Source organism: Capnocytophaga sp. (assembly GCF_030532915.1).
Lineage (GTDB): Bacteria > Bacteroidota > Bacteroidia > Flavobacteriales > Flavobacteriaceae > Capnocytophaga.
In genome coordinates, this window is the sequence record NZ_JAUNKD010000013.1 from 42,363 (window position 1) to 69,065 (window position 26,703).

General features: G+C 40.4%; 23 protein-coding genes and 1 tRNA gene. 14 read left to right on the plus strand and 10 right to left on the minus strand.

Annotation, left to right across the window (positions count from 1 at the left end; all coding sequences use genetic code 11):
• Positions 1-163: 163 nt before the first annotated feature.
• Together Q4D72_RS05710 and gldA are read left to right on the plus strand one after the other, a co-directional pair.
• Positions 164-3,319: an efflux RND transporter permease subunit gene (locus tag Q4D72_RS05710; protein ID WP_303076655.1), complete on the plus strand. Its 3,156-nt coding sequence runs from the start codon at positions 164-166 to the stop codon at positions 3,317-3,319.
• Positions 3,320-3,573: 254 nt separating this feature from the next.
• Positions 3,574-4,470, plus strand: coding sequence for a gliding motility-associated ABC transporter ATP-binding subunit GldA (gene gldA, locus Q4D72_RS05715; RefSeq protein WP_303076656.1), 897 nt, complete (start codon positions 3,574-3,576; stop codon positions 4,468-4,470).
• A gap of 4 nt (positions 4,471-4,474) precedes the next feature.
• On the opposite strand, the gene Q4D72_RS05720 is transcribed toward gldA, so the two are convergent.
• Complete coding sequence (locus Q4D72_RS05720; protein ID WP_303076657.1) at positions 4,475-4,993, minus strand: hypothetical protein; 519 nt, start codon at positions 4,991-4,993, stop codon at positions 4,475-4,477.
• Positions 4,994-5,255: 262 nt separating this feature from the next.
• On the opposite strand from Q4D72_RS05720, the gene Q4D72_RS05725 reads away from it, so the two are divergent.
• Positions 5,256-5,340: transfer RNA gene (locus Q4D72_RS05725), tRNA-Ser, on the plus strand.
• A 186-nt stretch (positions 5,341-5,526) separates the two neighbouring features.
• On the opposite strand, the gene Q4D72_RS05730 is transcribed toward Q4D72_RS05725, so the two are convergent.
• The 3 genes from Q4D72_RS05730 to Q4D72_RS05740 form a co-directional block, all read right to left on the minus strand.
• Positions 5,527-8,304 carry a sodium-translocating pyrophosphatase gene (locus tag Q4D72_RS05730; RefSeq protein WP_303076658.1) on the minus strand — a complete coding sequence of 926 codons (2,778 nt, stop codon included), beginning with the start codon at positions 8,302-8,304 and terminating at the stop codon, positions 5,527-5,529.
• Positions 8,305-8,442: 138 nt separating this feature from the next.
• On the minus strand, positions 8,443-9,075 hold the full coding sequence (locus Q4D72_RS05735; RefSeq protein ID WP_303076659.1) for a 7-carboxy-7-deazaguanine synthase QueE: 633 nt from the start codon (positions 9,073-9,075) through the stop codon (positions 8,443-8,445).
• A gap of 41 nt (positions 9,076-9,116) precedes the next feature.
• Positions 9,117-10,520: an SPOR domain-containing protein gene (locus Q4D72_RS05740; protein ID WP_303076660.1), complete on the minus strand. Its 1,404-nt coding sequence runs from the start codon at positions 10,518-10,520 to the stop codon at positions 9,117-9,119.
• A 233-nt stretch (positions 10,521-10,753) separates the two neighbouring features.
• Between Q4D72_RS05740 and Q4D72_RS05745 the strand changes: the two genes are divergently transcribed.
• Entirely contained in the window at positions 10,754-11,485 is a 732-nt protein-coding gene (locus Q4D72_RS05745) for a DUF4369 domain-containing protein (protein ID WP_303076661.1), read from the plus strand.
• Positions 11,482-12,168, plus strand: coding sequence for an NAD-dependent deacylase (locus tag Q4D72_RS05750; RefSeq protein WP_303076663.1), 687 nt, complete (start codon positions 11,482-11,484; stop codon positions 12,166-12,168). Before Q4D72_RS05745 ends, Q4D72_RS05750 begins: the two co-directional genes overlap by 4 nt.
• Here the strand turns inward: Q4D72_RS05750 and rlmH are convergent.
• The 6 genes from rlmH to Q4D72_RS05780 all read right to left on the minus strand — a co-directional run bounded on the left by rlmH (position 12,159) and on the right by Q4D72_RS05780 (position 18,841).
• Positions 12,159-12,632, minus strand: coding sequence for a 23S rRNA (pseudouridine(1915)-N(3))-methyltransferase RlmH (gene rlmH, locus Q4D72_RS05755; RefSeq protein ID WP_303076665.1), 474 nt, complete (start codon positions 12,630-12,632; stop codon positions 12,159-12,161). The genes Q4D72_RS05750 and rlmH overlap by 10 nt on opposite strands.
• A 76-nt stretch (positions 12,633-12,708) precedes the next feature.
• Positions 12,709-14,127: a S1C family serine protease gene (locus tag Q4D72_RS05760; RefSeq protein WP_303076684.1), complete on the minus strand. Its 1,419-nt coding sequence runs from the start codon at positions 14,125-14,127 to the stop codon at positions 12,709-12,711.
• Positions 14,128-14,232: 105 nt separating this feature from the next.
• Positions 14,233-14,949 carry an AAA family ATPase gene (locus tag Q4D72_RS05765; RefSeq protein WP_303076666.1) on the minus strand — a complete coding sequence of 239 codons (717 nt, stop codon included), beginning with the start codon at positions 14,947-14,949 and terminating at the stop codon, positions 14,233-14,235.
• 32 nt (positions 14,950-14,981) lie between these two features.
• Positions 14,982-15,800: a ZIP family metal transporter gene (locus tag Q4D72_RS05770; RefSeq protein ID WP_303076668.1), complete on the minus strand. Its 819-nt coding sequence runs from the start codon at positions 15,798-15,800 to the stop codon at positions 14,982-14,984.
• A 75-nt stretch (positions 15,801-15,875) separates the two neighbouring features.
• Positions 15,876-17,972 (minus strand): polyphosphate kinase 1, encoded by a 2,097-nt coding sequence (gene ppk1 / locus Q4D72_RS05775; RefSeq protein WP_303076670.1) that lies wholly within the window; start codon positions 17,970-17,972, stop codon positions 15,876-15,878.
• Positions 17,973-18,079: 107 nt separating this feature from the next.
• Positions 18,080-18,841, minus strand: coding sequence for an MBL fold metallo-hydrolase (locus Q4D72_RS05780; RefSeq protein WP_303076671.1), 762 nt, complete (start codon positions 18,839-18,841; stop codon positions 18,080-18,082).
• 90 nt (positions 18,842-18,931) lie between these two features.
• Here Q4D72_RS05780 and Q4D72_RS05785 point away from each other — a divergent pair, with 90 nt between their 5' ends.
• From Q4D72_RS05785 to Q4D72_RS05825, 9 genes are all read left to right on the plus strand, one after another.
• Positions 18,932-20,374 carry a TonB-dependent receptor gene (locus tag Q4D72_RS05785; protein WP_303076672.1) on the plus strand — a complete coding sequence of 481 codons (1,443 nt, stop codon included), beginning with the start codon at positions 18,932-18,934 and terminating at the stop codon, positions 20,372-20,374.
• Between the two features lie 55 nt (positions 20,375-20,429).
• A complete protein-coding gene (locus Q4D72_RS05790) occupies positions 20,430-20,756 on the plus strand; it encodes a YtxH domain-containing protein (RefSeq protein ID WP_303076674.1) in 327 nt (108 codons plus the stop codon).
• 112 nt (positions 20,757-20,868) lie between these two features.
• A complete protein-coding gene (locus Q4D72_RS05795) occupies positions 20,869-21,237 on the plus strand; it encodes a hypothetical protein (RefSeq protein ID WP_303076675.1) in 369 nt (122 codons plus the stop codon).
• Positions 21,221-21,478, plus strand: coding sequence for a DUF6327 family protein (locus Q4D72_RS05800; protein ID WP_303076676.1), 258 nt, complete (start codon positions 21,221-21,223; stop codon positions 21,476-21,478). Before Q4D72_RS05795 ends, Q4D72_RS05800 begins: the two co-directional genes overlap by 17 nt.
• Before the next feature lie 105 nt (positions 21,479-21,583).
• A complete protein-coding gene (gene rodA, locus Q4D72_RS05805; RefSeq protein WP_303076677.1) occupies positions 21,584-22,855 on the plus strand; it encodes a rod shape-determining protein RodA in 1,272 nt (423 codons plus the stop codon).
• Positions 22,856-22,927: 72 nt separating this feature from the next.
• Positions 22,928-24,988 (plus strand): M13 family metallopeptidase, encoded by a 2,061-nt coding sequence (locus tag Q4D72_RS05810; protein WP_303076679.1) that lies wholly within the window; start codon positions 22,928-22,930, stop codon positions 24,986-24,988.
• A gap of 208 nt (positions 24,989-25,196) precedes the next feature.
• Positions 25,197-25,580, plus strand: a complete 384-nt coding sequence (locus Q4D72_RS05815; protein WP_303076680.1) for an HU family DNA-binding protein — start codon at positions 25,197-25,199, stop codon at positions 25,578-25,580.
• A gap of 187 nt (positions 25,581-25,767) precedes the next feature.
• The gene (locus Q4D72_RS05820) at positions 25,768-26,214 is read left to right on the plus strand and encodes a GyrI-like domain-containing protein (protein ID WP_303076681.1); all 447 of its coding nucleotides are present in this window, start codon (positions 25,768-25,770) and stop codon (positions 26,212-26,214) included.
• A gap of 49 nt (positions 26,215-26,263) precedes the next feature.
• On the plus strand, positions 26,264-26,703 hold a 440-nt coding region (locus tag Q4D72_RS05825), incomplete at its 3' end, for an ABC transporter ATP-binding protein (RefSeq protein WP_303076682.1).

Below are 26,703 nucleotides of genomic sequence, written 5' to 3' on the forward strand. Positions count from 1 at the left end.
AATTGTAGTCGTAAAACCTTTGTCAAAGTTCGGAACTTTGACAAAGGTAAGGAACAACGGCAACCATAGCCCCAAATCCCTATTCACTATGCACCGGATACCATTCACTATTCGCTGATTGCTTTTAGAAATGAATTTTTATTAATTATTAATACGTATATAAATGAACATCATTAAAACGTCTATTAACCGACCGAGTTTGATTATCGTGATTCTGTCACTATTGCTCATCGGTGGGATTTACAGCTACAAATCATTGAATTATGAGCTTATCCCGAACGTCGAGGTAAACGTAATTACCATCAGTACGATTTACGGCGGGGCATCGCCTTCCGAAATTGAGAGTACGGTTACCAAAAAGATTGAAGATGCCGTTTCATCACTGGAAAACATCAAAAAGATACAGGCTTTTTCGTACGAAAGTTTGTCCACCGTTGTCATCCAGCTTAACGCGGGCGCTGACCGAGACTTCCTGCTCAATGAAGCACAGCGAAAGATTAACGCCATTCGCTCCGAACTTCCTGACGATGCGAAAGAACCTTCGCTCAGTAAGTTCTCGCTTTCGGATATGCCGATTGTATCGCTCGGCATTACGGCAAACTTGTCGTCCAAAGAGCTTTTTGATTTGGTCGACAAGAAGTTACAGCCCGAATTGTCGCGCGTAAGCGGCGTAGCGCAGGTACTGACCATTGGCGGACAGGAACGGGAGATTCGCGTGAGCCTCGACCCCAATAAATTGGAGGGCTACGGACTGAACATTGTGCAGGTGCAACAACTCATTGCCGCCTCTAACCTTGATTTCCCTACCGGAAAGCTAAAAACTCGTGATAATAATACAACTATCCGCTTGGCGGGGAAGTTTAAATCGGTTGAGGAGCTTCGAAACTTAACGCTTGCCTCGCGTGGAGGCATTGATATACGTCTTTCGGACGTGGCTGACGTGCAAGATACCGAGAAAGACGCCGAAAAGATTGCCCGTATCAATCAAGAAAGCACCCTTTTGCTGCAAATCACCAAGCAAACCGATGCAAATGCCGTTGCCGTAAGTGAACTTGTACGTAAAAAAATTAGTGAGATTGAGGAAACTTACAAAAGTAACAACCTGAAAATAGATATTGCCAACGATACCAGTGAGTTTACGCTGAAAGCAGCCAATTCAGTAGTGTTTGACTTGGTTCTTGCCGTGGTTTTAGTGGCTGTTGTGATGCTTTTGTTCCTTCACAGCTTCCGAAATGCAGTTATTGTGATGGTTTCAATCCCTACTTCGCTCATTGCAACGTTTATTGGAATGCTTATGCTTGGTTTTACGCTGAATTTAATGAGTCTGATAGCCCTTTCACTGGTTGTCGGTATCTTGGTTGATGATGCCATCGTGGTTTTGGAAAATATTCACCGTCATATGGAAATGGGCAAGAATAAAGTACGTGCTGCTTATGACGGGGCAATTGAAATCGGCTTTACGGTAACGGCTATCACGCTGGTTATTGTGGTTGTTTTCCTTCCGATAGCCATTAGTACGGGTTTGGTATCGGATATTATCCGTCAGTTTTGTGTTACGGTGATTATTGCCACGCTTCTTTCGCTCTTTATGTCGTTTACTACGGTTCCTTGGCTGTATTCCCGCTACGGAAAGCTGGAACATATGAGTCAGACTTCCTTCTTCGGGCGGTTTATTCATACATTTGAGGCGATGCTCAAAAAATTTACGCACTTGATTACCGACATATTGAAATGGTCGTTTGCCCATAAGGTAACCACCTTCTTCATTGTAATGTTATTGTTTGTAGGGTCGGTAGCATTGCTTCCGTTGGGGTTCATCGGTGGGGAATTCTTCCCGAAAACGGATAAAGGGGAGTTCGTGGTTCAAATCGAGATGCCCAAAGACGCATCTATCGAGCAAACTAACTTTATGACCCAACGGGCAGAGAATTACATCCGTACATTGCCCGAAGTTGATAAGATGATTACCACAGTTGGGCAAACCAGCAGCGGAATGGCGGGCGCACAAGCCACAACCTACAAGTCGGAAATACAAGTTATCCTGATTGATAAAAAACTTCGTGCCGATAACACCACTATTTATGCCGCTAAGCTAAAACGCCAGCTTGATGAGGTGCTTGTGGGTGCGAAAGTAACAACTGCTCCCGTTGGTTTAATGGGTGTTGAAGACGCTCCGATAAAACTCACCATTACAGCCGAAAGTGTTGAAACCGCTCAGCAGTATGCCGTGCAGGTTGCCGAGCTTCTTAAAGGTATTGACGGGGCTTCGGAAGTGGATATTTCATCAGAAGACGGCAATCCGGAGGTTACCGTTCAGGTGGACAGAGATAAAATGACCTCATTGGGGCTTACGGTTGCCACGGTGGGAATGACAATGCAAACTGCCTTTAATGGGAATGACGATAGTAAATTTCGTATGGGTGATTCGGAATATGACATCAAAATTCAGTTTGATGAAGCCAACCGTTCGTCAATTGACAACATTCAAAACTTGGTTTTTACCACCCCGACGGGGCAACAAGTGAGGCTGGCTCAATTTGCTGACGTGTTTTATTCTTCCGGTCCTACGAAATTAGACCGGTATGACAAAACTCCTTCCGTTACGGTGTCGGCTCAAGCCGTTGGTCGCCCTTCGGGAACGATTGCTTCGGAGTGGGAAGCGAAGTTTTCACAGATTCAAAAGCCTGCCAACGTTCGTTTCGTGTGGGAAGGCGATATGGAAATGCAAAGTGAAGGTTTTGGCACGCTTGGAGTGTCACTTTTAGCTGCTATTTTGCTGGTTTATATGGTTATGGTGGTTCTGTATGATAGTTTTTCGCGTCCGTTTGTGGTGTTGTTTTCCATTCCGCTTTCCTTCATCGGAGCGTTATGGGCATTGGCGCTCACCAACATTTCCTTGAACGTATTTACCATTTTAGGGGTGATAATGCTCATCGGTTTGGTAGCTAAAAACGCGATAATGCTGGTGGACTTTGCCAACCACCGCAAGGAACACGGCGAAGACACGGTAACGGCACTCATCCAAGCCAACCACGCGCGTTTGCGACCCATTTTGATGACTACCATTGCGATGGTTTTCGGTATGATTCCGATTGCCATTGCCAGCGGAGCGGCAGCCGAGATGTTCAACGGGCTGGCGATTGTCATCATCGGGGGGCTTATTTCGTCATTGTTCCTCACGCTGATTATCGTTCCGCTTGTGTATTTGATAATGGACGATTTGATGCAAAAATTCCGCAAAGGCGAAAAAGTAGATTACGACAAACTTATGATTGCCGACTACGAAGCCCGCGAAGTGAAGGAAGAGTTTGATTTATAATTGATTACTCTTCATTAAAATACAATATTTGATAAAAAAGTGAGAAAGGTTATCCAAAAACGGATAGCCTTTCTTTCTATCTTAGGAAAACATTCCTGTCTCACACCCTTTCATAAGCAAAAATCATTGCGTTTGATGCGTTTCCGAGCAGGCAGGCTGAAAAGATAAATCGCTAAAAAAATAACATTCTTGGACGGGAAAAATTTGTCAGTTTACATAAAAGGCGTATTTTTGAACCAATTTTTGAAAGAACGATGTCAGTACAAGTAAAAGAACTAACAAAACGATATGGCGAGCAAATCGCTGTTAATCAAATCAGTTTTGAATTAAAAAAAGGCGAAATTACGGGCTTTTTAGGTCCGAATGGAGCAGGAAAATCCACCACAATGAAGATGATTACCGGCTCGCTGTTGCCTACTTCGGGTGAAATTAAAATTAACGGCATTAATTTGTTGAAACAGCCCATTTTAGCAAAAAAAACAATCGGTTATTTACCGGAACACAATCCGCTTTATTTGGAAATGTACGTTCGTGAATATTTGCGTTTTGTGGCTGATTTACACGGAAACGTCTTGCCAAGTAGAATTGATGAAATTATTGACATTACGGGACTTACGCCCGAAAGTAATAAAAAAATAGGACAACTTTCAAAAGGGTATCGCCAGCGTGTGGGGCTTGCTTCGGCATTAATTCACGAACCCGAGGTTTTAATTCTGGACGAACCCACCACCGGACTTGACCCCAACCAACTCATTGAGATACGCAACATTATCAAAGCCTTAGGAAAAAATAAAGTGGTGTTACTCTCTTCACACATTATGCAGGAAATTCAAGCCATTTGTGACCGCGTGATTGTACTGCACAAAGGAAACATCGTTTTGGACAGAAAAATGGCTGAATTGCAAAACAAAGAGCAAATCATTGAAGTTGCCTTTGATTTCAGAGTGGAAGAACGTCTGTTGGCGCAAATACCGAACGTAAAAACGGTGAACAATGTGTTTGAATTTCTGTACCACATCACCTTTGACACGCAAGAAGATATGCGCTCGGCTGTTTTTGACTTTGCCAACAACAACGGACTTAAAATACTACAAATCAACCACAAACATAAAGACTTGGAACAACTCTTTACCGAACTTACTCGGCAATGATGGGTTATTCCCTTTTAGTTTTGTAAGTTCCGAAGATAAAATCAGAGTCCACGATTTTGTTCCCGTCGGCATTTAGAATCACCAGATCGGTAATGGTTATCAGATGGTCGTAACGCAATAATTCTTGCGTGGTTTCATTGTAAATCGGTTTGGTTACGATGGAAATATTTCCGCCGGTAGCCTGAAACTGAGACACCACCGATGGCATTGTGGGCGGATAATCCGCACAGAAGTACGATGTGTTTACGGCTTCACTGAACGTTCTGTAATACATTTTGTAATCGCTTGCTATTTTGCCTGTTACGGATTTTTCTTTATTCTCTAACACATCTTTGGGAAGTTCAAGAATCAAAGCCTGCTGTGCGTTGTATTTGAATAAAAACGTGGCTGTTGTATCGCTTTTGCAAGACAACACATCGGAATTATCAAAACGTATTGTTTCAACTCCTAAATTGCCGTCATTACAAGCAACTATCAAAAGTGCAAAAATAAGTGTTATAAAGGTATTACTGCGTTTTGTCATCTTAAAAAATATTTCTGCAAAAGTAAAATAAATTCGTTGATTGCCAAAAAAACGCTCATAAAAACTAAAAAAAGCAACACTTGCGAATTAAACGCTTAAAAAAGTTAAAAAATTTCTTCCACATCAACCAACAAACTATATTGATTACCAATAATTTAAAAAAAAATTAAACAAAAAGAATATTTTTTCACTAAATAAATTTGCAAATTAAAAAAAATATAGTACCTTTGCACCCGCATAAGTGAGATAACAAATGCAGATTGGAGAGATGGCAGAGCGGTCGAATGCGGCGGTCTTGAAAACCGTTGAGGGTCACACCTCCGGGGGTTCGAATCCCTCTCTCTCCGCTAAATGAATTAAACAATTATAATTAAAAGGCTAAAATAGGGAGAATCCTTGTTTTAGTCTTTATTTTTTGTAATATAAATTTACCAATTTCAATATTTAATTTTTGAGTAATATCTATTTTGCTGAACGATAAAAAAAAGCAGATGTAATGACTTACATCTGCTTTTTTTATAGTTTAATCACTTTTATTTGGCAAACAACCGAACATCTACGCGTCGGTTTTTGGCTCGGCACTCGGGAGTGTCGTTTTCCGGACAAACAGGATGCTTGTCGCCATACCCTTCCGAATTTAATTGCGAAGCACTTGCTCCTAATTTAATCAACTGATTTTTAACCGATTCAGCTCGTTTTTTTGAAAGCTCTAAATTTTGTCCAGCATTTCCCGTATTATCGGTATAACCTCCCACGCGAAGCCCAGCATTAGGGAAAGCCTTCAAAATTGTTACGATATTCATCAATTGCACTTGTGAATCAGGCATAAGCTCCTCACTTCCTGACTTGAAAAAAGTTCTGTCAAGCGTAATCCAATTTTGTTTGGCATCACGTTCAACATCAAAATTTTCATCTAATAACAAATTCACGATTTTTCGTTCAGAAGAATTTAATCCTACTTGTAATCCATTGTTATCAGGCAAGTTAAGCATTGAAACCTCGCCTACATCATATTTGTAATTTCCGTAAGCATCTAACAAATCTTTATCCAAACTATTTGCCACGCTATCAACGGTTTGACCTTTTGGCATTTTGGCTTCCTTAAACATTTCTAACATTTCAACCGATTCATTTTCAGTTGATTTAGCTGATGATGTATGTCCACCCAAAATCGGAGCGATAACCAAGCCCACCAAGCAGGTAAGTTTAATCAAAATGTTCATCGATGGTCCCGAAGTATCTTTGAAGGGGTCGCCCACCGTGTCGCCCGTAACGGCTGCTTTGTGTGCGTCCGAACCTTTGTAAGTCATCTCGCCGTTGATTTCAACACCTGCTTCGAACGATTTTTTAGCGTTATCCCACGCTCCACCGGCATTATTTTGGAAAATCGCCCACAAAACGCCTGAAACTGCAACGCCCGCCATATACGCTCCCAGTGCCTCAGCTCCCATCACAAAACCAATAATAATAGGTGTGATGATGGTAATCGCCCCCGGTAACATCATTTCGCGAAGTGCCGCTTTGGTTGAAATATCCACGCACTTTCCGTATTCAGGAGTGCCTTTTCCTTCCATAATTCCCGGAATTTCACGGAATTGACGACGCACCTCTTGAACCATATCCATAGCCGCTTTCCCAACGGATTGCATCGCCAAGGCTGAGAAGACCACCGGAATCATTCCCCCGATGAAAAGTGCCGCCAAAACATCGGCTTTGAAAATATTAATCCCGTCAATACCCGTAAAGGTTACGTAAGCAGCAAACAACGCCAAAGCCGTAAGAGCTGCCGAAGCAATGGCAAATCCTTTTCCAACGGCAGCGGTGGTATTTCCTACTGAATCCAAAATATCGGTACGCTGACGCACTTCTTTCGGAAGTTCACTCATTTCGGCAATTCCGCCCGCATTATCGGCAATCGGACCAAAAGCATCAATTGCCAATTGCATTGCCGTAGTTGCCATCATTGCCGAAGCCGCAATTGCAACTCCGTAGAAACCAGCTAGTTCATACGAACCCCAAATCGCTACGGCAAACAATAAAACCGATGAAAAAGTAGATTTCATTCCGGTTGCCAAACCAGCGATGATGTTCGTTGCCGCTCCGGTTGATGAATTTTGAACAATGTTAAGCACCGGTTTTTTGCCCAAGGCGGTAAAATGCTCCGTAAAGGCAGAAATCAACAAGCCCACTGCCAAGCCTACTACCGTGGCAAAGAACACGTTACTGCTCGGAATATTTTTTACGCCTTCGCCAAAAAATTTCATCTGAATGGTTTCAGGAAGCATCATATCTATTAAAAACCAGCAGGAAATCAGCGTTAAAGCCAACGCCACGTAATTCCCCATATTGAGCGATTGTTGCACTTGTTTTTCTTTGGCTTCGTTATTTTTGATGCTCACAAAAAACGTTCCGATGATGGAAGCGATAATCCCCACACCGGCAATCACGAGTGGCAACAAAATAGGTCCTAATCCGTTGAAACTATCGGAGTACGCCATTCCGGTAGCTTCGGTAATATCTTTAATAATGTAATTTCCTAACACCATCGAAGCCAGCACGGTAGCTACATACGAACCGAAAAGGTCAGCTCCCATTCCGGCTACATCGCCCACGTTATCGCCCACGTTATCAGCAATGGTTGCGGGGTTACGCGGGTCATCTTCGGGGATTCCGGCTTCTACTTTTCCAACCAAGTCAGCCCCCACATCGGCAGCTTTGGTGTAAATTCCGCCACCTACACGAGCAAACAACGCAATAGACTCAGCCCCAAGCGAGAAGCCCGCCAAAGCCTCCAAAACGATGGTCATTTCGTTATAGAAATTTCCGCTTCCTGTGATGAAAAAGTTAATAAAAATAATGAAAAACAAACTAAGCCCCAATACAGCCAAACCGGCAACGCCCAAGCCCATTACCGTTCCGCCACCGAAAGAAACTTTTAAGGCTTTCGGAAGGCTGGTACGAGCCGCCTCAGTGGTACGAACGTTTGATTTTGTGGCAATTCGCATACCGATGTTTCCTGCCAAAGCCGAAAACAAAGCTCCGAAAACGAACGCCACCACGATGAGCCAGTGCGAAGTTTCAACCATTTGCGAAACCACGAACAAGGCAACGGAAGCAATAACCACAAAAATCGCCAAAATGCGATATTCGGCATTCAAAAACGCCATTGCTCCTTCTTGGATTTTCTCGGAAATGCTTTTCATACGCTCATTTCCGGTAGTTTGTTTGTTAATCCATAAAGATTTGGAAATCATAAACAAAAGTCCTAAAATCGCAAGGACTAACGGTAAATACAACATAAATTTATCCATAAAATTATACGTAAGATGATTTAAAGGCGTAAAGATACCATTAATAATGGTGATTTCAAAAAAAAACCTTAAAATTTAACACTTTCAACGTATGTTTTTTCAAAAAGAAAAATCAACAAATTAAAAGTGTAACTAATTTTAAGGAATATTTAAATATTTATGCGTTTGTAATGAAACTTTCCATTGTGGGTTTTTCATCACAAAATCAACTATTTCGGGAATGACTTTATCCCGACGACTCCATTCGGGTTGCAGATACAATATACAGTTTTCCGATACTTTTGATGCCATTTCTTGAGCGAAAAGCAAATCGTGATTGTTGTAAACGATTATTTTGAGTTCGTGAGCAAGTTTAAAAATGGAAGGCGTGGGCAATTTCATTTTTTTGGGAGAAAGGCAAATCCAGTCCCAAACGCCCGTCAGCGGATGCGAACCCGAGGTTTCAATATGGGTTTTCATTCCGTTTTGTTTTAATTTTTCCGTCAGCGGATACATATTCCACATCAGTGGTTCTCCTCCCGTAATAACAATGGTTTTGGAATGCGCCACTGCCTGGCTTACAATTTTGTCAATGTGCGTCGGGGGATGTTTTTCAGCGTCCCAACTTTCTTTAACGTCACACCAATGGCACCCCACATCACAGCCGCCAATGCGAATAAAATAAGCGGCGGTTCCTTTGTAAAATCCTTCTCCTTGAATGGTGTAAAAAGCCTCCATTAGGGGCAACATCTCGCCTCTATCAACCGCTTTTTGAGTTTCTTTATCTAACATTTTTTTTAAGTTTTGAAATGCAAAAGTACAACAATATTTTTTTACGGCGTAGCTTCTTTCACGTTAAGTATCCAAGCATCGTAAATATCGGTATCTTTTCGAATAAATTCGGCTTGTTCCACAGCTTGTTTATACGTATCAAAATGCTGTGTATAAATATAATGCAAATTTTTCTCGGCACGGAAGAAAACCTTTGTGTCATAACCCATCGCTTCGAGATGTTTTTGCTGTTTTTTCACGTTATTAATATTGGTGAAAACCCCTACCACAACGTAATAACCTTTGTCAAGCTCGGCAGAAGACAAAGTTAAAAGCGGGATTGACTTTTTTTTCTGCAAAACGCTTTCAATTTGCAATGCCGTTAAAAAGAGATAATACTGATCGGCACTGCGGGTGAAGGTCAAATCAAGTTCGGTTGCAGCGTTGGGAATGAGTTCTTTATAGGCTTCAGTTAAATCAATTCGGAAAATATCGAAGCCCAATGTGTTTAAACCGGCGGGATTTCGCCCACTAACAATCGTTCCGTTTTCGGTTATGGCACTGTTAAAGAAATTCTTCTTACGGCGGGTTGCGTTTTCCAAATCCAATGCCTTTTCGGTTGTCGGCACTGAAATTTGCACCTCATCGCCGGCCATTTGCAAATCGCCTTCCAAAACAGCTCCCATTATGCTGGTTTGAAATTCGCCCTGAGCAGGCGTTTCAAAACCTTTGAAAGCAATTTTTTGTGCCTGCTGATGAATGGTTGAAAATCCGTCGTACGTAATGAGTTTTTTTTCTGACAGTTGTGAATTTTCATAAACCAACACCAAAGCCCAACCGGCTGCCACGCCACCGGCAATTTGCCCGTTGGCTGCCCTTACATTGGCAATGGTATATTCGCCTTCGGCACTGTAATTGGCTACCAAATGCGTAATGTCGGCATAACACAAATAGGGCGCCACGCCGCTGAGAGCCGGCACGTCAATTCCGTCAAAAACCACTTCCCCGCTCACCGAAACGTACTGTTGCTGAACAGGTGTTTTGACCAAAACGGAATGAAAGGCTTCACGACTCGGGTTCTTTACCTTATATTGTTGTTTTTTGAACACACCGGAAGCATACGGATAAGTTCCCGCCCAGTACAATCCGGCATATACAACTTTCGTTCCCGCCTTTTGTAGCGGTTCAAAAGAAGCACTGCTTGATGAAAATGTAGCGTCATCATCATCAATATCAATATATTGCATATCAAACTGGTCATTCACTTTGGATGCTGCCGTACGGTCGTCAAACGTCACATTGGCTTTTTGGCGTTTTTCGCTTCGGTTTACAATATTGTTGCCGATTATCTTCATTTCGCCTTTAAGATGCGCTTCGTAACGAATTTTGAAATCAACCGACGGTTTTTGTCCGTACAATTCAAAAACAAGGCATAAAAGTGATAAACTCAGTAGTAGCTTTTTCATTTTCCGACAGATTTTTTCAATATTTTCTGCAAAAGTAAGACATTCGTAAAAAATATCAAAAAAAGCGATGTGTTTCTCTTTTTTACAAGCTGAAAAGCAAGGGCAAAATTGAAAATCGCATAAAAGTTACGCACCAAAAATTTGCGAACAGCAAAAAATATCTTATCTTCGCACGGAAATAAAAATTACACCAAAAAAACAATAAAATCACTTTTTACGATAAAATTACAAATATGAAAAAAATAATGTATTTGGCTTCTGCCCTACTGCTTTTAAATTGCTCAGAGACAACTGATAAAAACACAATGATTATTGAAGGAAATATTGAGGGCTTAAAAAAAGGCACCATCTTTTTGCAACAATACAACGGTGAAAAACTCATAAATTTAGACTCGGTGCAAGCCAAAGGCAACGGAAAATTCACCTTTAAACGTCATTTGGAATCGCCCGAGATATTTTTTATTTACTTGGATTTAGACAAAAAAGAAGGCGCTGATTTTGGTGACCGTTTGCTGTTTTTCGGTGAACCTAAAAAGATTACCATCACCAGCAAACACAATATGTTTGACATTCACGCCAAAATTGAAGGCTCGGAATCACAAAAATTATTGGAAGAATACAACCGCAACATACGCAAATTCAGCAATCGAAACCTCGAACTATTTGAACAACAAATCAATGCCATAAAAGCGCAACAACAGGCAAAAGTTGATTCGATTAATTCTCTGTCCGAAAAAAATACGATTCGGCGTTATCTCTATGCACTGAATTTTGCCATCACACACCCCGATTCGTACGTTTCTCCTTATATTGCCGTTACCGATACACCCGATGCTAACATTAAATACTTAGATTCCATTTATAAGGTATTGACCCCCGATGTTGCCGGCTCAAAATACGGTAATCAATTGAAAAAACACATTGAAACCATTAAAACGGAAATGCAAAAACAGCAAAATCAATGAAAAAAAGAATCGTTGCACTTACTGGAGCGGGCATCAGTGCCGAAAGCGGTATTAAAACGTTTCGTGACAGTAACGGGTTGTGGGAAGGGCACGACGTGATGCAAGTGGCTTCACCTGAGGGCTTTGCACAAAATCCGGCTTTGGTGCTTGATTTTTACAACCAACGCCGACGACAATTAAAAGAAGTAGCTCCCAACAAAGCTCACCAACTTTTAGCCGAATTGGAATCAGATTTCAACGTAACGATTATCACCCAAAACGTTGATGACCTGCACGAACGCGCCAGAAGTTCCAATATTATTCACCTGCACGGCGAACTCTTAAAATCACGAAGCGTAGCAAACGAACACGAAATTTTCGACTGCCAAACCGATATTCATTTGGGCGACCTTGCCCCCGACGGACAACAACTGCGCCCCCACATTGTTTGGTTTGGCGAAGCCGTTCCGATGTTTCCAACAGCCGTAACACAAATGGAACGCGCTGATATCGTGCTTATTATAGGAACCTCACTGCAAGTATATCCGGCTGCCGGTTTGGTTGATTATGCCCCGCACGGCACACCTATATATTATATTGATTTACATCCTTCCTTAAAAAGCAATGCCAACTTAACCGTCTTTGCCGAAAAAGCCTCCGTTGGAATGGAAAAAGTTGTTTCACTGCTTAAAAATCAACGGTGATGATAGGGTTCGTTTTTCAAAATGGTGAAAGCACGATAGGTTTGTTCCACAAAAAACAAACGTATCATCTGATGTGAAAAAGTCAGTTTTGAAAGCGACATTTTTGCATTGGCACGCGCGTAAACTTCTTGCGAAAAACCGTACGGGCCACCTATTACAAAAACCAATTGCTTCACCCCCGCATTCATCTGTTTTTGCAAAAAATCAGAAAAACCAACCGAAGTGTACTCCTTGCCCCGCTCATCAAGCAACGTTAAATAATGCGTATTTTCAATATTTTTCAAAATCAGCTCTCCTTCTTTGGTTTTTTGCTGTTCTTCACTGAGTGATTTGCTGTTTTTCACATCAGGAATAACCTGAAACTGAAAATTCACATAATGCGAAAGCCTTTTTTCGTAATCCGCTACGAGCTGTTGCAGTGCCGCATTATCGGTTTTTCCGACAGCTATAAGTTTGATATTCATCGCTTAAAATATAAAAACGAAAGATTGGAATTCTGCCGAAACAAAATCCCAACCTTCCCAAAAATTAGTTATTCATTTAAAAGAAAAATCGTTCTTTTTCGCCTTCTTCATTCAACAATTCCAATGAATTACGGCTGTTTGATGACAATGACGACATCGTGTTTTTCAGCTCATCAATGTCTTTTACGGTTTTTCCGTTTACCGAAAGCAACACTTTACCCACAACACTGATGTTGTTGTACTCATAAAACTGAGATGCTCCGGTAATTTTCACGCCCGATTTTGTATTAAATTTCTTTTGGTCACTTTCTGATAGATTTTTAACCTCCAAGCCAAGCGCATTGACAATATAAGTTGTGTTCTTTTTTAGCGTAATGTTGGTGTTTTTTGATTTTCCGTCACGCACAAAAGTTACCTTTAAAACATCACCCGGGCGTTTTGACGCAATGTATCCGCTCAAATCAGAATATTTATGAATGCGCACATTGTCAATTTGTTTGATAATATCGCCTTTTTTAATTCCGGCAGAAGCAGCACCTGACTCGTCATCAACCGAATCCACATAAAATCCGTCGGTTTCTTTAATTTTTAATTTTTCGGCAGTGGTTGAATTAAGTTCCGTGCCTCGAACACCCAAAATCCCTTTCTGTACGTTACCAAATTCGATTAAATCTTCCACAACTTTTTTGGCAATATTGCTCGGAACAGCAAATGAATAGCCTACATAAGTACCCGTCGTTGAAGTAATTGCCGTATTAATTCCGATTAAATCACCTCTTAAATTCACCAAAGCTCCCCCGCTGTTTCCTCTGTTTACGGCGGCATCTGTTTGAATGAACGACTCCACCTTATCACCGGCGCGCTCGCTGATGTTACGAGCTTTGGCGCTGATAATTCCGGCTGTTACGGTTGAATTCAAATTAAACGGATTACCCACGGCAAGCACCCACTCGCCTATCTGTGTATTGTCAGAATCGGCAAACGTTAAAAAAGGCAATGCCTCACCGGCTTCAATTTTAAGCAACGCAATGTCTGACGAAACGTCAGTCCCCACCAACTTGGCAGGATACGTTTTATTGTCATTAAGGGTTACTTCCAAAGTTGTGGCACTGGCAATCACGTGGTTATTCGTTACGATATACCCATCGGGCGAGATAATTACCCCTGAGCCTGTGCCGATTTGGGTTTGGCTGCCACCACCGTTTCCGTATAGTAAATCAAAAATGGAAGTTGGACCGCCCTCCACTTTGGCTACGTTTTTAATGTGAACCACACTGTTTACGGTTTTGTTAGCCGCATCAATAAAGCTATTTTCGTTTAAATCAAACTTTGCCGAAGTGGCGGTATAGTTTGTCTGTACAAAACTCGGTTTTGAAATTTCATTACTAACCGACTGATTTACTTGATTTTTATCAAAAAACAATTTATACCCCCCTAACGATAAAACTCCGCCTAAAAAAGCCGCGGATACTGCACTTACATAATTCTTCATAATTTGTTTTTTTCTTAAAATTATTACACTTTATTTAATTTCACAAAACACAAACAAGCAATAATTATGCCAAATACGTATCAAAAAGTAACAAAAATTTGAATGGGTTTAAGTTACGTTTTTTTGTTTTTCTAAATCGTGAATAATAGCTTTTTTCATTTGTGTTTGAATATAATCTTTGGCTTCGGCATATGAAATGGCGTATTTTCGTTCAATATTTCGGAATTTTTCAGGAAAAACAGCCAGTTTTTCGTCATAATAGGCATCTAAATCTTTTTTTGAAGGCATTTCAAAAGATAATTTGAGTTGAAATCGCCGAAGCAAGGCAAAATCAATAAAATCAATATGATTTGTAGCACAAATAAGCACGCCGTCTTTCGGAAAATAATCAAAAAGTTGAATAATTGTGTTTACCAAACGACGCATTTCACCCACATCGCGTTCATCATCGGTTCGGCTTTTGCCAATTTGATCAAATTCGTCCAGAAATAAAACAGCTTTTTCGCGTTGTGCCTTATCAAAAACGGCTTTCATATTTTTGGAAGTTTCGCCAATACGTGAATTTACCAAATTACTCAAATTCAGCACAAAAGCAGGTTTGTTTAACGTTTTGGCGATGGCTTTGGCTGTGAGGGTTTTGCCACAACCCGAAGCCCCGTGAAACAAAATTTTATTATCGGGGCACAAACCGTATTTTGATAGCTCCGAAAAATAAATATGTTCTTTAAGTACTTGATTTAGTGCTTTTTTATTTTCTTCCGACAGAAAAATCTCGTCAAACGAAACGGCTTCGGTATCCTGAATTACAAAATCGGTTGTAAGCATTTTTTGTTTTATTTTTTTTGATTATCAATTATTTATCCCAACACCACGTCCAAAGACATCATCAGCACAAAGCCTCCTAAAAAGCCCAATGTTGAAACATCAGTATTTTTATTTTGCTGCGCCTCAGGGATTACTTCTTCAATCACGACATAAATCATCGCCCCCGCCGCAAAGGCAAGTGCATAGGGCAAAACGGGTGTAAAAAAAAGCACTGCAAAAGCGCCCAAAACACCCGCAATAGGCTCAACCACAGCTGATAATTGTCCGTAAAAAAAACTCTTTCGGCGACTGAGCCCCATTCGGCGTAATGGCATAGCAACGGCAATTCCTTCCGGAAAATTTTGCAATCCGATACCGATTGCTAAAGTAACCGCTCCTGCCACAGAAGCCTCAGGAATGCCCGCCGCAACCCCGCCAAAAAGCACCCCCACTGCCAACCCTTCGGGGATATTATGCAAGGTGATGGCTAAAATTAACAACGTAGTTTTTTGCCAAGGTGATTTTATGCCTTCGGTTTGTTTAAAATTTGTGTGAAAATGAGGCAACAAGCGGTCAAGAACAAACAAAAACAAAGCCCCCAATAAAAAGCCCACAATGGCAGGAAGTATCTTTAAAAAACCACCGCCATCGGTCATATTAATAGCCGGAATAAGCAAACTCCAAATGCTTGCCGCTACCATCACTCCGCCGGTGAAGCCGAGCATTCCGTCCATAAAAAATTTGTTTGTTTTCTTTAAAAAAAACACCGATGAAGCCCCCAAAGCCGTAACGAACCACGTAAAAACGGTTGCATAAAAGGCAGCGAGCACCGGACTAATTGACTCAAAATAAGCTACTATTGCTTCAAACATACATCTGCCATCTTTAAATTATGCAGGCAAAGATAATAATTTTTAGTTTAGACTAAAATATTTTTTGTGTTTATTCTAATCTTTTTTATTTAAATAATAATCATACGTAGCGATTTGCGACCTAACTTTGGGTTTATTATTCCTTCGATAAGCATTATCTTGCTCGGCTGACACGATTCTTGCCTTGACATTGTCAGCCCACCCGATTTCAAACGTATCCATTAGTTCTTTTTTAATATCTTCATCATAAATCGGGCAAGCCACCTCCACACGGAATGAAATATTTCGGGTCATCCAATCAGCTGATGAAATATAAACCTTTGGTTTTCCGTCATTTCCAAAAATAAACAAACGCGGATGTTCCAAAAATTTATCCACAATGCTAATCACTTCAATGTTTTCGCTCATTCCGGATATGCCCGGCACCAAGCAACAAATACCACGCACAATCATCTGAATTTTCACCCCCGCACGGCTGGCTTCATAAAGTTTGTTAATCATTTTATAGCTTGTTATGCTATTCATTTTCAACTTCATAAAGGCCTTTTTACCCGCTTTGGCATTTTCTATTTCTTTTTCAATAAGTTTGGTCAGCATTTTTTTGGTATGCTGAGGCGAGACTATCAAATGTTTATAACGCTGTATTACATAATTGGTTTCCAAGAAGTTAAAGACTTTATTTACATCTTTTAAAATTTCCTGATTGGCGGTAAACAGCGTATAATCGGTGTAAATTCGGGCGGTGGATTCGTTGAAATTTCCCGTACTGATAAAACCGTAACGCTTTAATTCTTTGCCTTCTTCACGTTCAATAACGCAAATTTTGCTATGTACTTTTAGCCCTCGAATGCCAAAAATCAGCTTCACGCCTTCGGCTTTGAGTTGCTCGGCATATTTGATGTTCGACTCCTCGTCAAAACGTGCTTGTAACTCAATTTGTGCGGTTACTTTTTTTCCGTTTTTCACGGCATTAATCAGTGAATTAACCACTTGCGAATCTTTTGCCAGACGATAAATCGTGATTTTGACCGATTTCACTTTGGGGTCTAACGCCGCCTCACGCAAAAACCACACAATGTTTGAAAAAGTGTGATAGGGCGTAAATTGCAAATAATCTTTCTCGGCAATTTTTTTTAGCAGACTTTTCTCGGAAGTAAGTCCCTTAACCGGAAGCGCCTGTATGGAACTATAAGTCAAATCATTACGCCCCAAACTAGGAAATTTCATATAATCGCGCCGATTGTGGTATCTGCCTCCGGGGATAATGCTATCTGTTTCAACAATATCCATTTTTTCAAAAAGAAAATCAAGAGTATCTTCTGCAATTTCTTTGTCATATACAAGACGTACAGGTTCACCTTTGCGCCTGCCTTGAACGCTTGACGATATTTTTTCAACAAAACTTTTGCTTAAATCGTCATCAATATCCAACTCGGCATCGCGGGTAATTTTAATCATATGTGCCGAGAGCGATTCATAGTCAAAAATATTAAAAATTCTGTGCAAACAAAACCGAATTATATCATCTATCATAATGATATACTGCTTGTTATCAATTTTAGGGAGTTCTACAAAACGGTCAAGCGTAACGGGCAATTCAATCAATGCGTATTGAATTTTTTCTTTGTAAACAACCGATGAAAAAAATTTTTGCACGCCCGAAGTTTTACTTCGTTCTTTGAGCGACATTTTAATCGCCAAGTACGCCACATCGTCTTTCAACTGCGGAAAAGCCTCCAAATCATTCAAAATAATGGTGAACAACGCCGGACGCACCTTACTCAAAAAATATTCATTTACAAAATGCTCGTGCTGAGGAAGTAATGTTTTTTCATTGACGATAAAAATCTGCTCTTTTTCCAGCTCTTTGGTAATAGACGTGATAATACGCAGGCTTTCTTCTTGCAATCGAATTACTTCTTTGGTGATTTTTTCAAGCAATTCTTTGGCGTGTTCGCCCAGTTCATCGCCCGAATGGTCGTTCATCGCCACACGCTTCACCGTTGCGTACCGAACCTTAAAAAATTCATCCAAATTGTTTGAAAAAATGCCCGCAAAACGCAATCGCTCCAACAAAGGCACGTTTTTATCGGCTGCCTCTTGAAGCACTCTCGCATTGAATTTCAGCCAACTAAGCTCTCTATTAACGTATATATTCTTCTCTTTTGCCATCTTAAATCGTCATTAGAAATCGTGTAAAGATACGAAATTTTCTGAAAAAAAATCGTTTTTTTCACTTTTAAATCCGATTTTTTTATTCTAACGAAAAAATAGGTCTTTTAAATTTCGATGGTCAATCCGTCGTATGCTAAAAACACGTTTTCTGGCAGTTTTTTTGAAATTTCTTCGTGAAAACCAAATGTTTGGCTGATATGCGTAAAATAAGTGCGTTTGGGCTTTGCTTTTTCAATAACGGAAAGAGCTTCCGTCAAATTCAAATGCGTCGGATGTGACTCTTCACGTAAACAGTTCAAAATCAATACATCTAAATTCAAAAGTTTTTTCAATTCAGCCTCCGAAATGGTTTTGGCATCGGTAATATAAGCCACATTATCAATACGATAACCCAAAATGGGCAAATCACCGTGCATCACTCCTATGGGAATTATTTCTTTTCCGAATAAAGTAAACGATTCATTTTCAACTTCATTTATTTTAACCGAAGGGGCGCCCGCATAACGATTTTCGGTTCTGAAAATATATTCAAATCGCCTTTTCAATTCCGAAATAACACGCGGCAAGGCATAAATAGGCATATCGCCCTGTTGGTACACAAACGGACGAATATCATCAAGCCCCGCGGTGTGGTCGGCGTGTTCGTGCGTGAACAAAATAGCTTCCAAGTGATTGATTTTGTGCGTAAGCATCTGTTGCCTAAAATCAGGACCGCAATCAATGGCAATATTCACATCGCCCCACGAGAAAAGCGCAGAAGTTCGTAACCGATTGTCTTTCTTATCCTTACTAAACCCAACAGGGTGATTGCTCCCGATAACGGGAATGCCTTGTGATGTTCCTGTACCTAAAAAAATAACCTTCAAAACAATTTTTTTTCGCAAAATTATGATTTTTCAAAAAAAACATTTATATTTGTAAACTATTTTTTTCCTGAAACATAAATCAACATATTTATGAGCGCTATTATCGAAGGAGATAAAGATATTGCCATTGAAGATGTTCCGTCAACACTGGCAAAGGCTTTACGCATCAATTTAAACGAAAACATTTACGGAACTTTTGCCGAGATTGGCGCCGGGCAAGAGACGGTTCGGCATTTTTTCAGAGCCGGAGCTGCCAGCGGTACCATCGCCAAGGCAATGAGTGCGTATGACAAGGAATTTAGCGACGATATTTACGGCACGGAAACCGACGGGCGTTACGTTACCGAAAGTAGGCTCAAAAAAATGCTTGACTATGAAATCAAGCTCATCGAAACACGCCTGACGCGAGCCAATCACCCGAACAAAGTGTTCTTTTCGTATGCTAACACCGTGACTACCATTGATTTTGCAAAACGAAAAAAAGGACACGGCTGGGTGGGACTTCGGTTTCAAACGCAACCACAGGGCGAATATAACGAAATTATCATTCACATTCGTTTTCATCAAAATGAAGCCCGAGCACAACAAGAAACTTTGGGAATTTTGGGCGTAAACCTCATTTACGGAGCGTTTTACAAAACTTCCAAACCAAAAAAAATACTCAAATATTTATACGACCATATCGATAAAGATTTGATTGAAATTGATATGATAAACTTTTCAGGCCCTGATTTTAAAGATGTTGATAATCGCTTGATGAGTTTACAGCTTATCAAAAACGGAATGACCGAAGCAGTGATGTTTGGGGCAGACGGGAACAACATTCTCCCTGCCGAACAGCTTTACAAAAAAAATATCCTCACCCTTCGCGGCAGTTTTCGTCCGGTAACGAAAGTAAATATGGATATGTACCAAAAGTCACTGCAAATGTTTTTGGCTGAAAATAAGGTAAATCCGCAAAAAACCGAAGTGATTTTTGAAATAACGCTCTCAAACCTAACCGCCGAAGGCGAGGTTGATGAACAAGATTTTATGGACAGGGCAAGACTTTTATGCTCATTGGGGCAAAAAGTGTTGATTTCAAACTTTAAGGAATACTACCGCGTGGTGGAATATTTTTCAAATTACACCCGCGCCCGAATGGGGCTAGCTATGGGCGTGGACAACCTTATCGCCATTTTTGATGAAAAATATTACCGACACCTAAGCGGCGGCATTTTGGAGGCATTCGGAAAATTATTCTATCGGGACATCAAAATTTATCTTTTCCCGCGAAAAGACCCCGAAACCGGCGAAATCATCAACAGTGAAAATCTCAAAGTGCATCCGCGAATGAAAGAGCTTTATAAGTTCTTCAAATTCAACGGAAAACTCGCTGATATAAAAGATTACGACGAAACGCATCTGAATATTTTTTCACGCAATATTTTGGCAAAAATTGAAAAAGGAGAATCGGGCTGGCAACAGCTTCTTCCCGAAGGAATTGCCGAAACCATCATCAACAACGAATTATTCGGATACAAAAAAAGCTAACTATCAAATTAATTATTAACCGCCACTTTGTTGTGGCACAAAAATCACAAAAACTATGGCAAGAACAGGAAATGTATTGTTAGCCTTGGTAACGGGAGTTGCCATTGGCGTGGGTGCAGGAATTTTATTTGCACCCGATAACGGGAAAAACACCCGTAAAAAAATTAAAAATTCAGTTGATGACACAGCCGAAAAACTGAAAAAGAAACTTGATGTTTTAACCCAAGAAGTGAAAAGCAAAACTTCGGAAATTAAAGGTTCATTGGAAGAAAATGTTGAAAACTTGGTTTCAAAATCAAGCTACAAAGCAGAAGATGTCATCACTGTTTTAGAACGAAAATTAGCGGCTTTGAAAGAAGCCAACGCTAAATTACAGAAATAATTCGTTTTCAACCGAGAACAAATTATTCTGAAAAACAACATTTTACAACTTTGTCAAAGTTCAAAAAACTTTGACAAAGTTTTATTGCGTTTTCATAAAATACAAAAAAACGATGTTAAAAAACACTTTTGGAGAAATATCAGCCCACGCAGAAGAAAGCTTAGGCTCCAACCTGTCGTACTATAAACTATTTGTTTTCAGGTTTATAGCAAAATCATCATACGGTTTGTTACTCATATTTATGGTGGGATTGGCAAGTTTGTTGGTGCTTTTCTTTTTGTCATTCGCATTGGCTTTTGCCATTGGCTCGTGGCTTGACAACATTGCATTGGGCTTTGTATCAATGGGATTTTTTTATTTTTTAGTGGCGCTCGTGGCTTTTATTTTTAAAAAGCAACTCATTGAAAAACCACTACTTAGCAAACTTTCTGAAATTTATTTTAAATCTGATGACGATGACGACGATGATACCCAAAAATAAAAAATACCAATCATTTGAGGAAATTGAAGCCGACCTTAAAATACTGAAACTCAAAAAGCAAATTGATATGCTTCATTTGAAAAATGACGCTTCGGGATTGAAACAAGCCTTCTCGATGAAAAACATCGTGTCAAGCACTTTTTCAAATGTGGGGCTTTCGCTTTTCAGTCCCAAAAAACGATGGCTGAATTTGCTTATTGATTATGGTATCTACTTCTTATTTAGGAGAATAAAAAAATAAAATAACACATTCACGAAAAAAATCACAAAATTTGATGAATTGAAAAATCACTTTTTTCAACGCATCAAATTTTCATTGTTTAAAAAATAATTTTAGCTCAAATAAATGAAGCAAAGCCTTGTAAAACAATTGGATTGGTTGTCTATTTTATGTTATCTGTTACTGGTGAGCATCGGGTGGGTCGCCATTTTTTCAACAACGTATAACGATGCCACTGCCAATTCTATTTTTGACATAAACCAATTTTACGGAAAACAATTTCTTTTCATCGGACTAAGTTTCATACTGATAATCTTCATATTAGCAATTGATTCAAAGTTTTATGAAAACTTTTCGGCTGTTTTTTACATCATCAGTTTGGTGGTACTGGCAGGCTTGTTTATCTTCGGGAAGGAAACCAACGGAGCCAAGTCGTGGTATGCCATCGGTTCGGTAACCATTCAGCCCAGTGAATTTGCCAAAGTGGCTACGGCACTGTTTTTTTCAAAATTTTTGAGCGACATTCACACGGATATTAAACAATTCAAAGACTTCTTCAAATCGCTGGTTATCTTGATTTTACCTGCTTTTTTAATCCTCTTGCAGCCCGATGTAGGAAGCTTGTTGGTTTTCTTTGCATTAATTTTCGTGCTTTTTCGTGAAGGAATGCCCTCTTCCATATTATTTTACCTAACCTTGGCGGCGTTGATTTTTATTTCAACCTTAAAATTTGGCAGTGTTTTTACCATTCTCATAAGCGGATTAACCATTTGGCTTTACAGCTCTTGGTACCGAAAACGAACCAACAGAATCCCCGTAAAGAATATTTTGCTATTAGCAACCGTTTGTTTAATCACCTCATTATCAACAAAAATAGTTTTTGATAATGTACTGAAACAACACCATCGCAATCGGTTGAGTTTGTGGCTTCGGTTGGAACAAGACCCGCATAAAATCAGTGAAATGCGCCGTGATTTTGGGTACAATACTTATATGTCCGAATCAGCAATTACCTCGGGCGGCGTTTTCGGAAAAGGCTTTTTGGAAGGCACCCGCACCAAAGGAAGTTTTGTTCCGGAGCAACACACAGACTATATTTTCACCACTTTGGGCGAGGAATGGGGGCTTGTGGGCACCCTAACCGTGGTGGCTTTATTCACTTTTTTGCTTTTGCGTCTGATTATTTTGGCTGAAAGGCAACGCTCTGATTTCGGTCGAATTTACGGCTACTGCGTCGTTTCCATTCTTTTTGCGCATTTTTGCGTCAATATCGGAATGGTTATCGGGCTGATTCCCACCATCGGCATTCCACTGCCGTTTTTCAGTTACGGCGGTTCGGGGCTGTGGGCTTTCACGATTTTGCTGTTTGTTTTTCTGCGATTGGATGCCAGCCGATAAACAAAAACACCAAACGCGTTTCGAATTCGATTCTTTTTTATACTTTTGCCTACCATTAAAAAATTTAAAATTATGTTACATATCAAAACAAAAACAATGTTGCTTGCGTGTGCGGGAATCATAGCCGCCTGCGAAAACAACCAACAAAACAAATCTACAATGGAAGAAAATACAACAACGGAAAAAGGCATTGACCTTTCGGCGATGGACCTTTCGGTGCGTCCGCAAGATGATTTTTACAGCTACGTGAACGGTGGTTGGATGAAAACCGCCCAAATCCCTGCCGACAAAGCCACTTGGGGGTCGTTTCATATCCTCAGAGAAAAAACCGACGAAAATTCACTGCTGATTTTGGACAATCTGCTCAAAGAAACATTCCAAAAAGGAAGCGAAGGACAGAAAATTAAAGACCTTTACGAATCATACCTCGATTGGAACAAACGCAACGCCGAAGGACTCAAACCCATAGCCGAAAGTTTAGCTAAAATCAATGCTATCAGCTCGTTATCTGACCTGCAAACGTATTTAGAAACCGCTACCCTCAAAGGCGAAGCAGCCATCATCAACTGGGGCGTGTACGCCGATATGAAAGATTCCAATATGAACACCGTTTATTTGGGAAGTTTCGGATTGGGAATGGGGCGCGATTATTACCAAAAGGAAAGCGAAAGCAATACCGAAGCGCTTGCCAAATATCAAGAGTATGTGGCTTCCGTCTTCAAAGCTTTGAACGATGAAAAAGCCGACGAAAAAGCCAAGCAAATTGTTGATTTTGAGAAGAAAATAGCCAAATTAATGCTTACCAATGAGGAAGACCGCAACCCGAATTTGAGTTACAATCCGCAAACACTTGCCGAGCTTTCAAAATTGGTAAAAAACATCAATATTCCGCAGTATTTAAAAAACGTAGGTGTTGAAACTGATAAAGTTATCATCTCGGAAATTCGATTGTATAAAGCGTATGACCAGTTCATCAACGAGAAAAATCTTCCGCTGCTGAAAGATTATCTTAAATATGAGTTGGTTTCCAACAACGCTTCGAATTTCGGAGAAGATTTGGATAAATTGAGCTTCGAATTTTACAACAAATACCTACAAGGGCAGCAGGAACAACGTGCAATGAACAAACGCGGATTGAGCCTGATAAACGGAATTTTGGGCGAAGCCTTCGGAAAATTGTACGTTGAAAAGTATTTTCCGGCAAAAGCCAAAGAAGAAATGGTAGTTTTGGTGGAATACCTGCGAAAAAGTTTCGCACAACACATCAATGACGTTACTTGGATGTCGCCCGAAACCAAAGAAAAAGCATTGGCAAAACTCAACAAATTTACCGTTAAAGTGGGCTATCCCGACAAATGGGAAGACTATTCAAAATTGGTCATTTCACCGGCTTCCGAAACGGTTTATTACGATAATCTGTTAAAAATCAAGCAATGGAGTTACCAAAAAGAATTAGAAAAAATCGGAAAACCGGTGGACAAAACCAAATGGGGAATGTCGCCGCAAACCGTAAATGCCTATTACAATCCGTTGTATAATGAAATTGTGTTTCCGGCAGCCATTTTGCAACCGCCGTTCTTTAATTTCCACGCCGACCCTGCCGTGAACTTTGGCGGAATCGGAGCCGTTATCGGGCACGAAATGACACACGGTTTTGACGATAGCGGTGCCGAATTTGACAGCGATGGAAATCTAACCAATTGGTGGACAGATGCCGACAAAGAAAATTTCAAAAACGCAACCTTAGCCCTCACCGAGCAATTTAACAAATACGAACCCGTAAAAGGCACTTTTGTGAACGGGGTGTTTACCAGCGGTGAAAACATTGCCGATTTGGGCGGAGTGAACATCGCTTTTGATGCCTTGCAAATGTATTTAAAAGACAAAGGTGCTGTTGAAAAAATTGACGATTTCACACAAAATCAGCGGTTTTTCATCGCTTGGGCAACGGTTTGGCGCACACTTTCCACCGAAAAATATTTAATCAATCAGGTGAAAACCGACCCGCACACACCGGGGTACTTCCGTTCGTTTGGTCCGTTGGTAAATGTCGATGCTTGGTACGAGGCTTTTGACGTGAAAGAAGGTGACAAACTTTACAAAAAACCGGAAGAACGCGTTAAAATCTGGTAGGTTTACGCTTCAACTTTATAAAAAAGAAGATTTATAATAGCATCAAAAAACACGTAGAGACGCAATAAATTGCGTCTCTACGTGTTTTTTGAAAAACGATTTTATGCCTGTTAAGAAAAATAAACAACAAAATGAATAAAAAACCGAATAAAATCGTTACCTTTGTGGCAATATTAAATTCAATTGTTTCATTTTAAATTTTATTATTATGCCTATAAAGTATAAAGTAATTCAGCGAGTACAGCCCGGCGTAAGCGGCGGAGGCGACAAAAAGTATTATGCCACCAACACCATTTCGGGCGAAAAAACATTGATTGACCTGACCAAAGAAATCGAAAAAATAAGTACGGTAAGCGGTGCCGACATTCGTGCCGTTCTGTACGCTTTGGTTGATGTGATGCAGAGTTCGTTAGCCGACGGCAATGCGGTTCGTTTGGGCGAACTCGGAAGCCTGCGCGTGAGTATCAGCAGCGAGGGTAAAGCCACCGAAAAGGAAGTTACCACAGCAAGTATCAGAGGCGCCAAAGTGCTTTTCACGCCCGGCAAAGACCTCAAAAAAATGCTCGATACATTGGAATTCCAAAAAGAGTAGGCAGGTTTTCTCAAAAACGTAGTTATGTTTTCAAAAAAACATAGCTACGTTTTTCCGGAAATATAGTTACGTTTTTTGAGGGACATCGTTGTAGGGAACGGATATATCCGTTCTGTAAAAAAATATTTACTTTAAAAATTAGAAAAAATGCAAGTTTGTCGTTTAATTTTTTTAAAAAAGAAACATTATGAAAAGTGAATTTAAAATCATCGGCATAGCGGTACGCACGACCAATGCCAACGGACAGTCCGCAACAGACTTGGGCGAACTTTGGGGGCGATTTATGAGCGAAACCAACGCAAAAATTCCAAATGCCATTTCAGAAGAAATTATCGCCATCTATACCGATTACGAAAGTGATTATCGAGGTGCTTATACTACGATTATCGGAAAGAAAGTCTGTTCGTTAGATGAAATTCCAGAGGGAATGATAGGGCGAGAATTTCCCGTAGCGAAGTTTCAGAAATTCGTTGCCAAAGGGCAAATGCCCAATGCCGTTATGCAGACTTGGAAAACGATTTGGGAGCAAGATACCACGCTTCATCGTGCCTACCATTACGATTTCGAAGTTTATGGCGAAAAATCCCAAAACGGAGACCAATCCGAAGTGGAGATTTTCGTTTCAGTGAACTGAAAAACACGCAAATTATTGTGTATCTATCATAAAAAAAACAACAAACACGATGGAAGTTATACAAACCAACTCACTGAGCAAACGTTTTGGGGCAACCCTTGCGGTAAACAACATTTCCGTTCACGTTAAACAAGGTGAAATTTATGGTTTTCTGGGGCTTAACGGCGCCGGCAAAACCACCTTAATCCGTATGTTATTGGGAATGATTAAACCCGATAGCGGAACTATTTCGCTTTTCGGAAAACCAATAACTTCGAAGCTTCAAAACCGCAACGACATCGGTTATTTGGTCGAAACGCCCTATTCGTATCCCAATCTCTCGGTTTACGAAAATTTAAAAGTGATAGGCAAATTGCGTCAGTTGACCGACAAAAACGCCATCGAAAATATTATCAAAAAATTAAAACTCACAAAATACAAAAACACCCCTGCCGAAGCATTATCACTCGGAAATCAACAGCGGTTAGGACTTGCCAAAGCACTGGTACA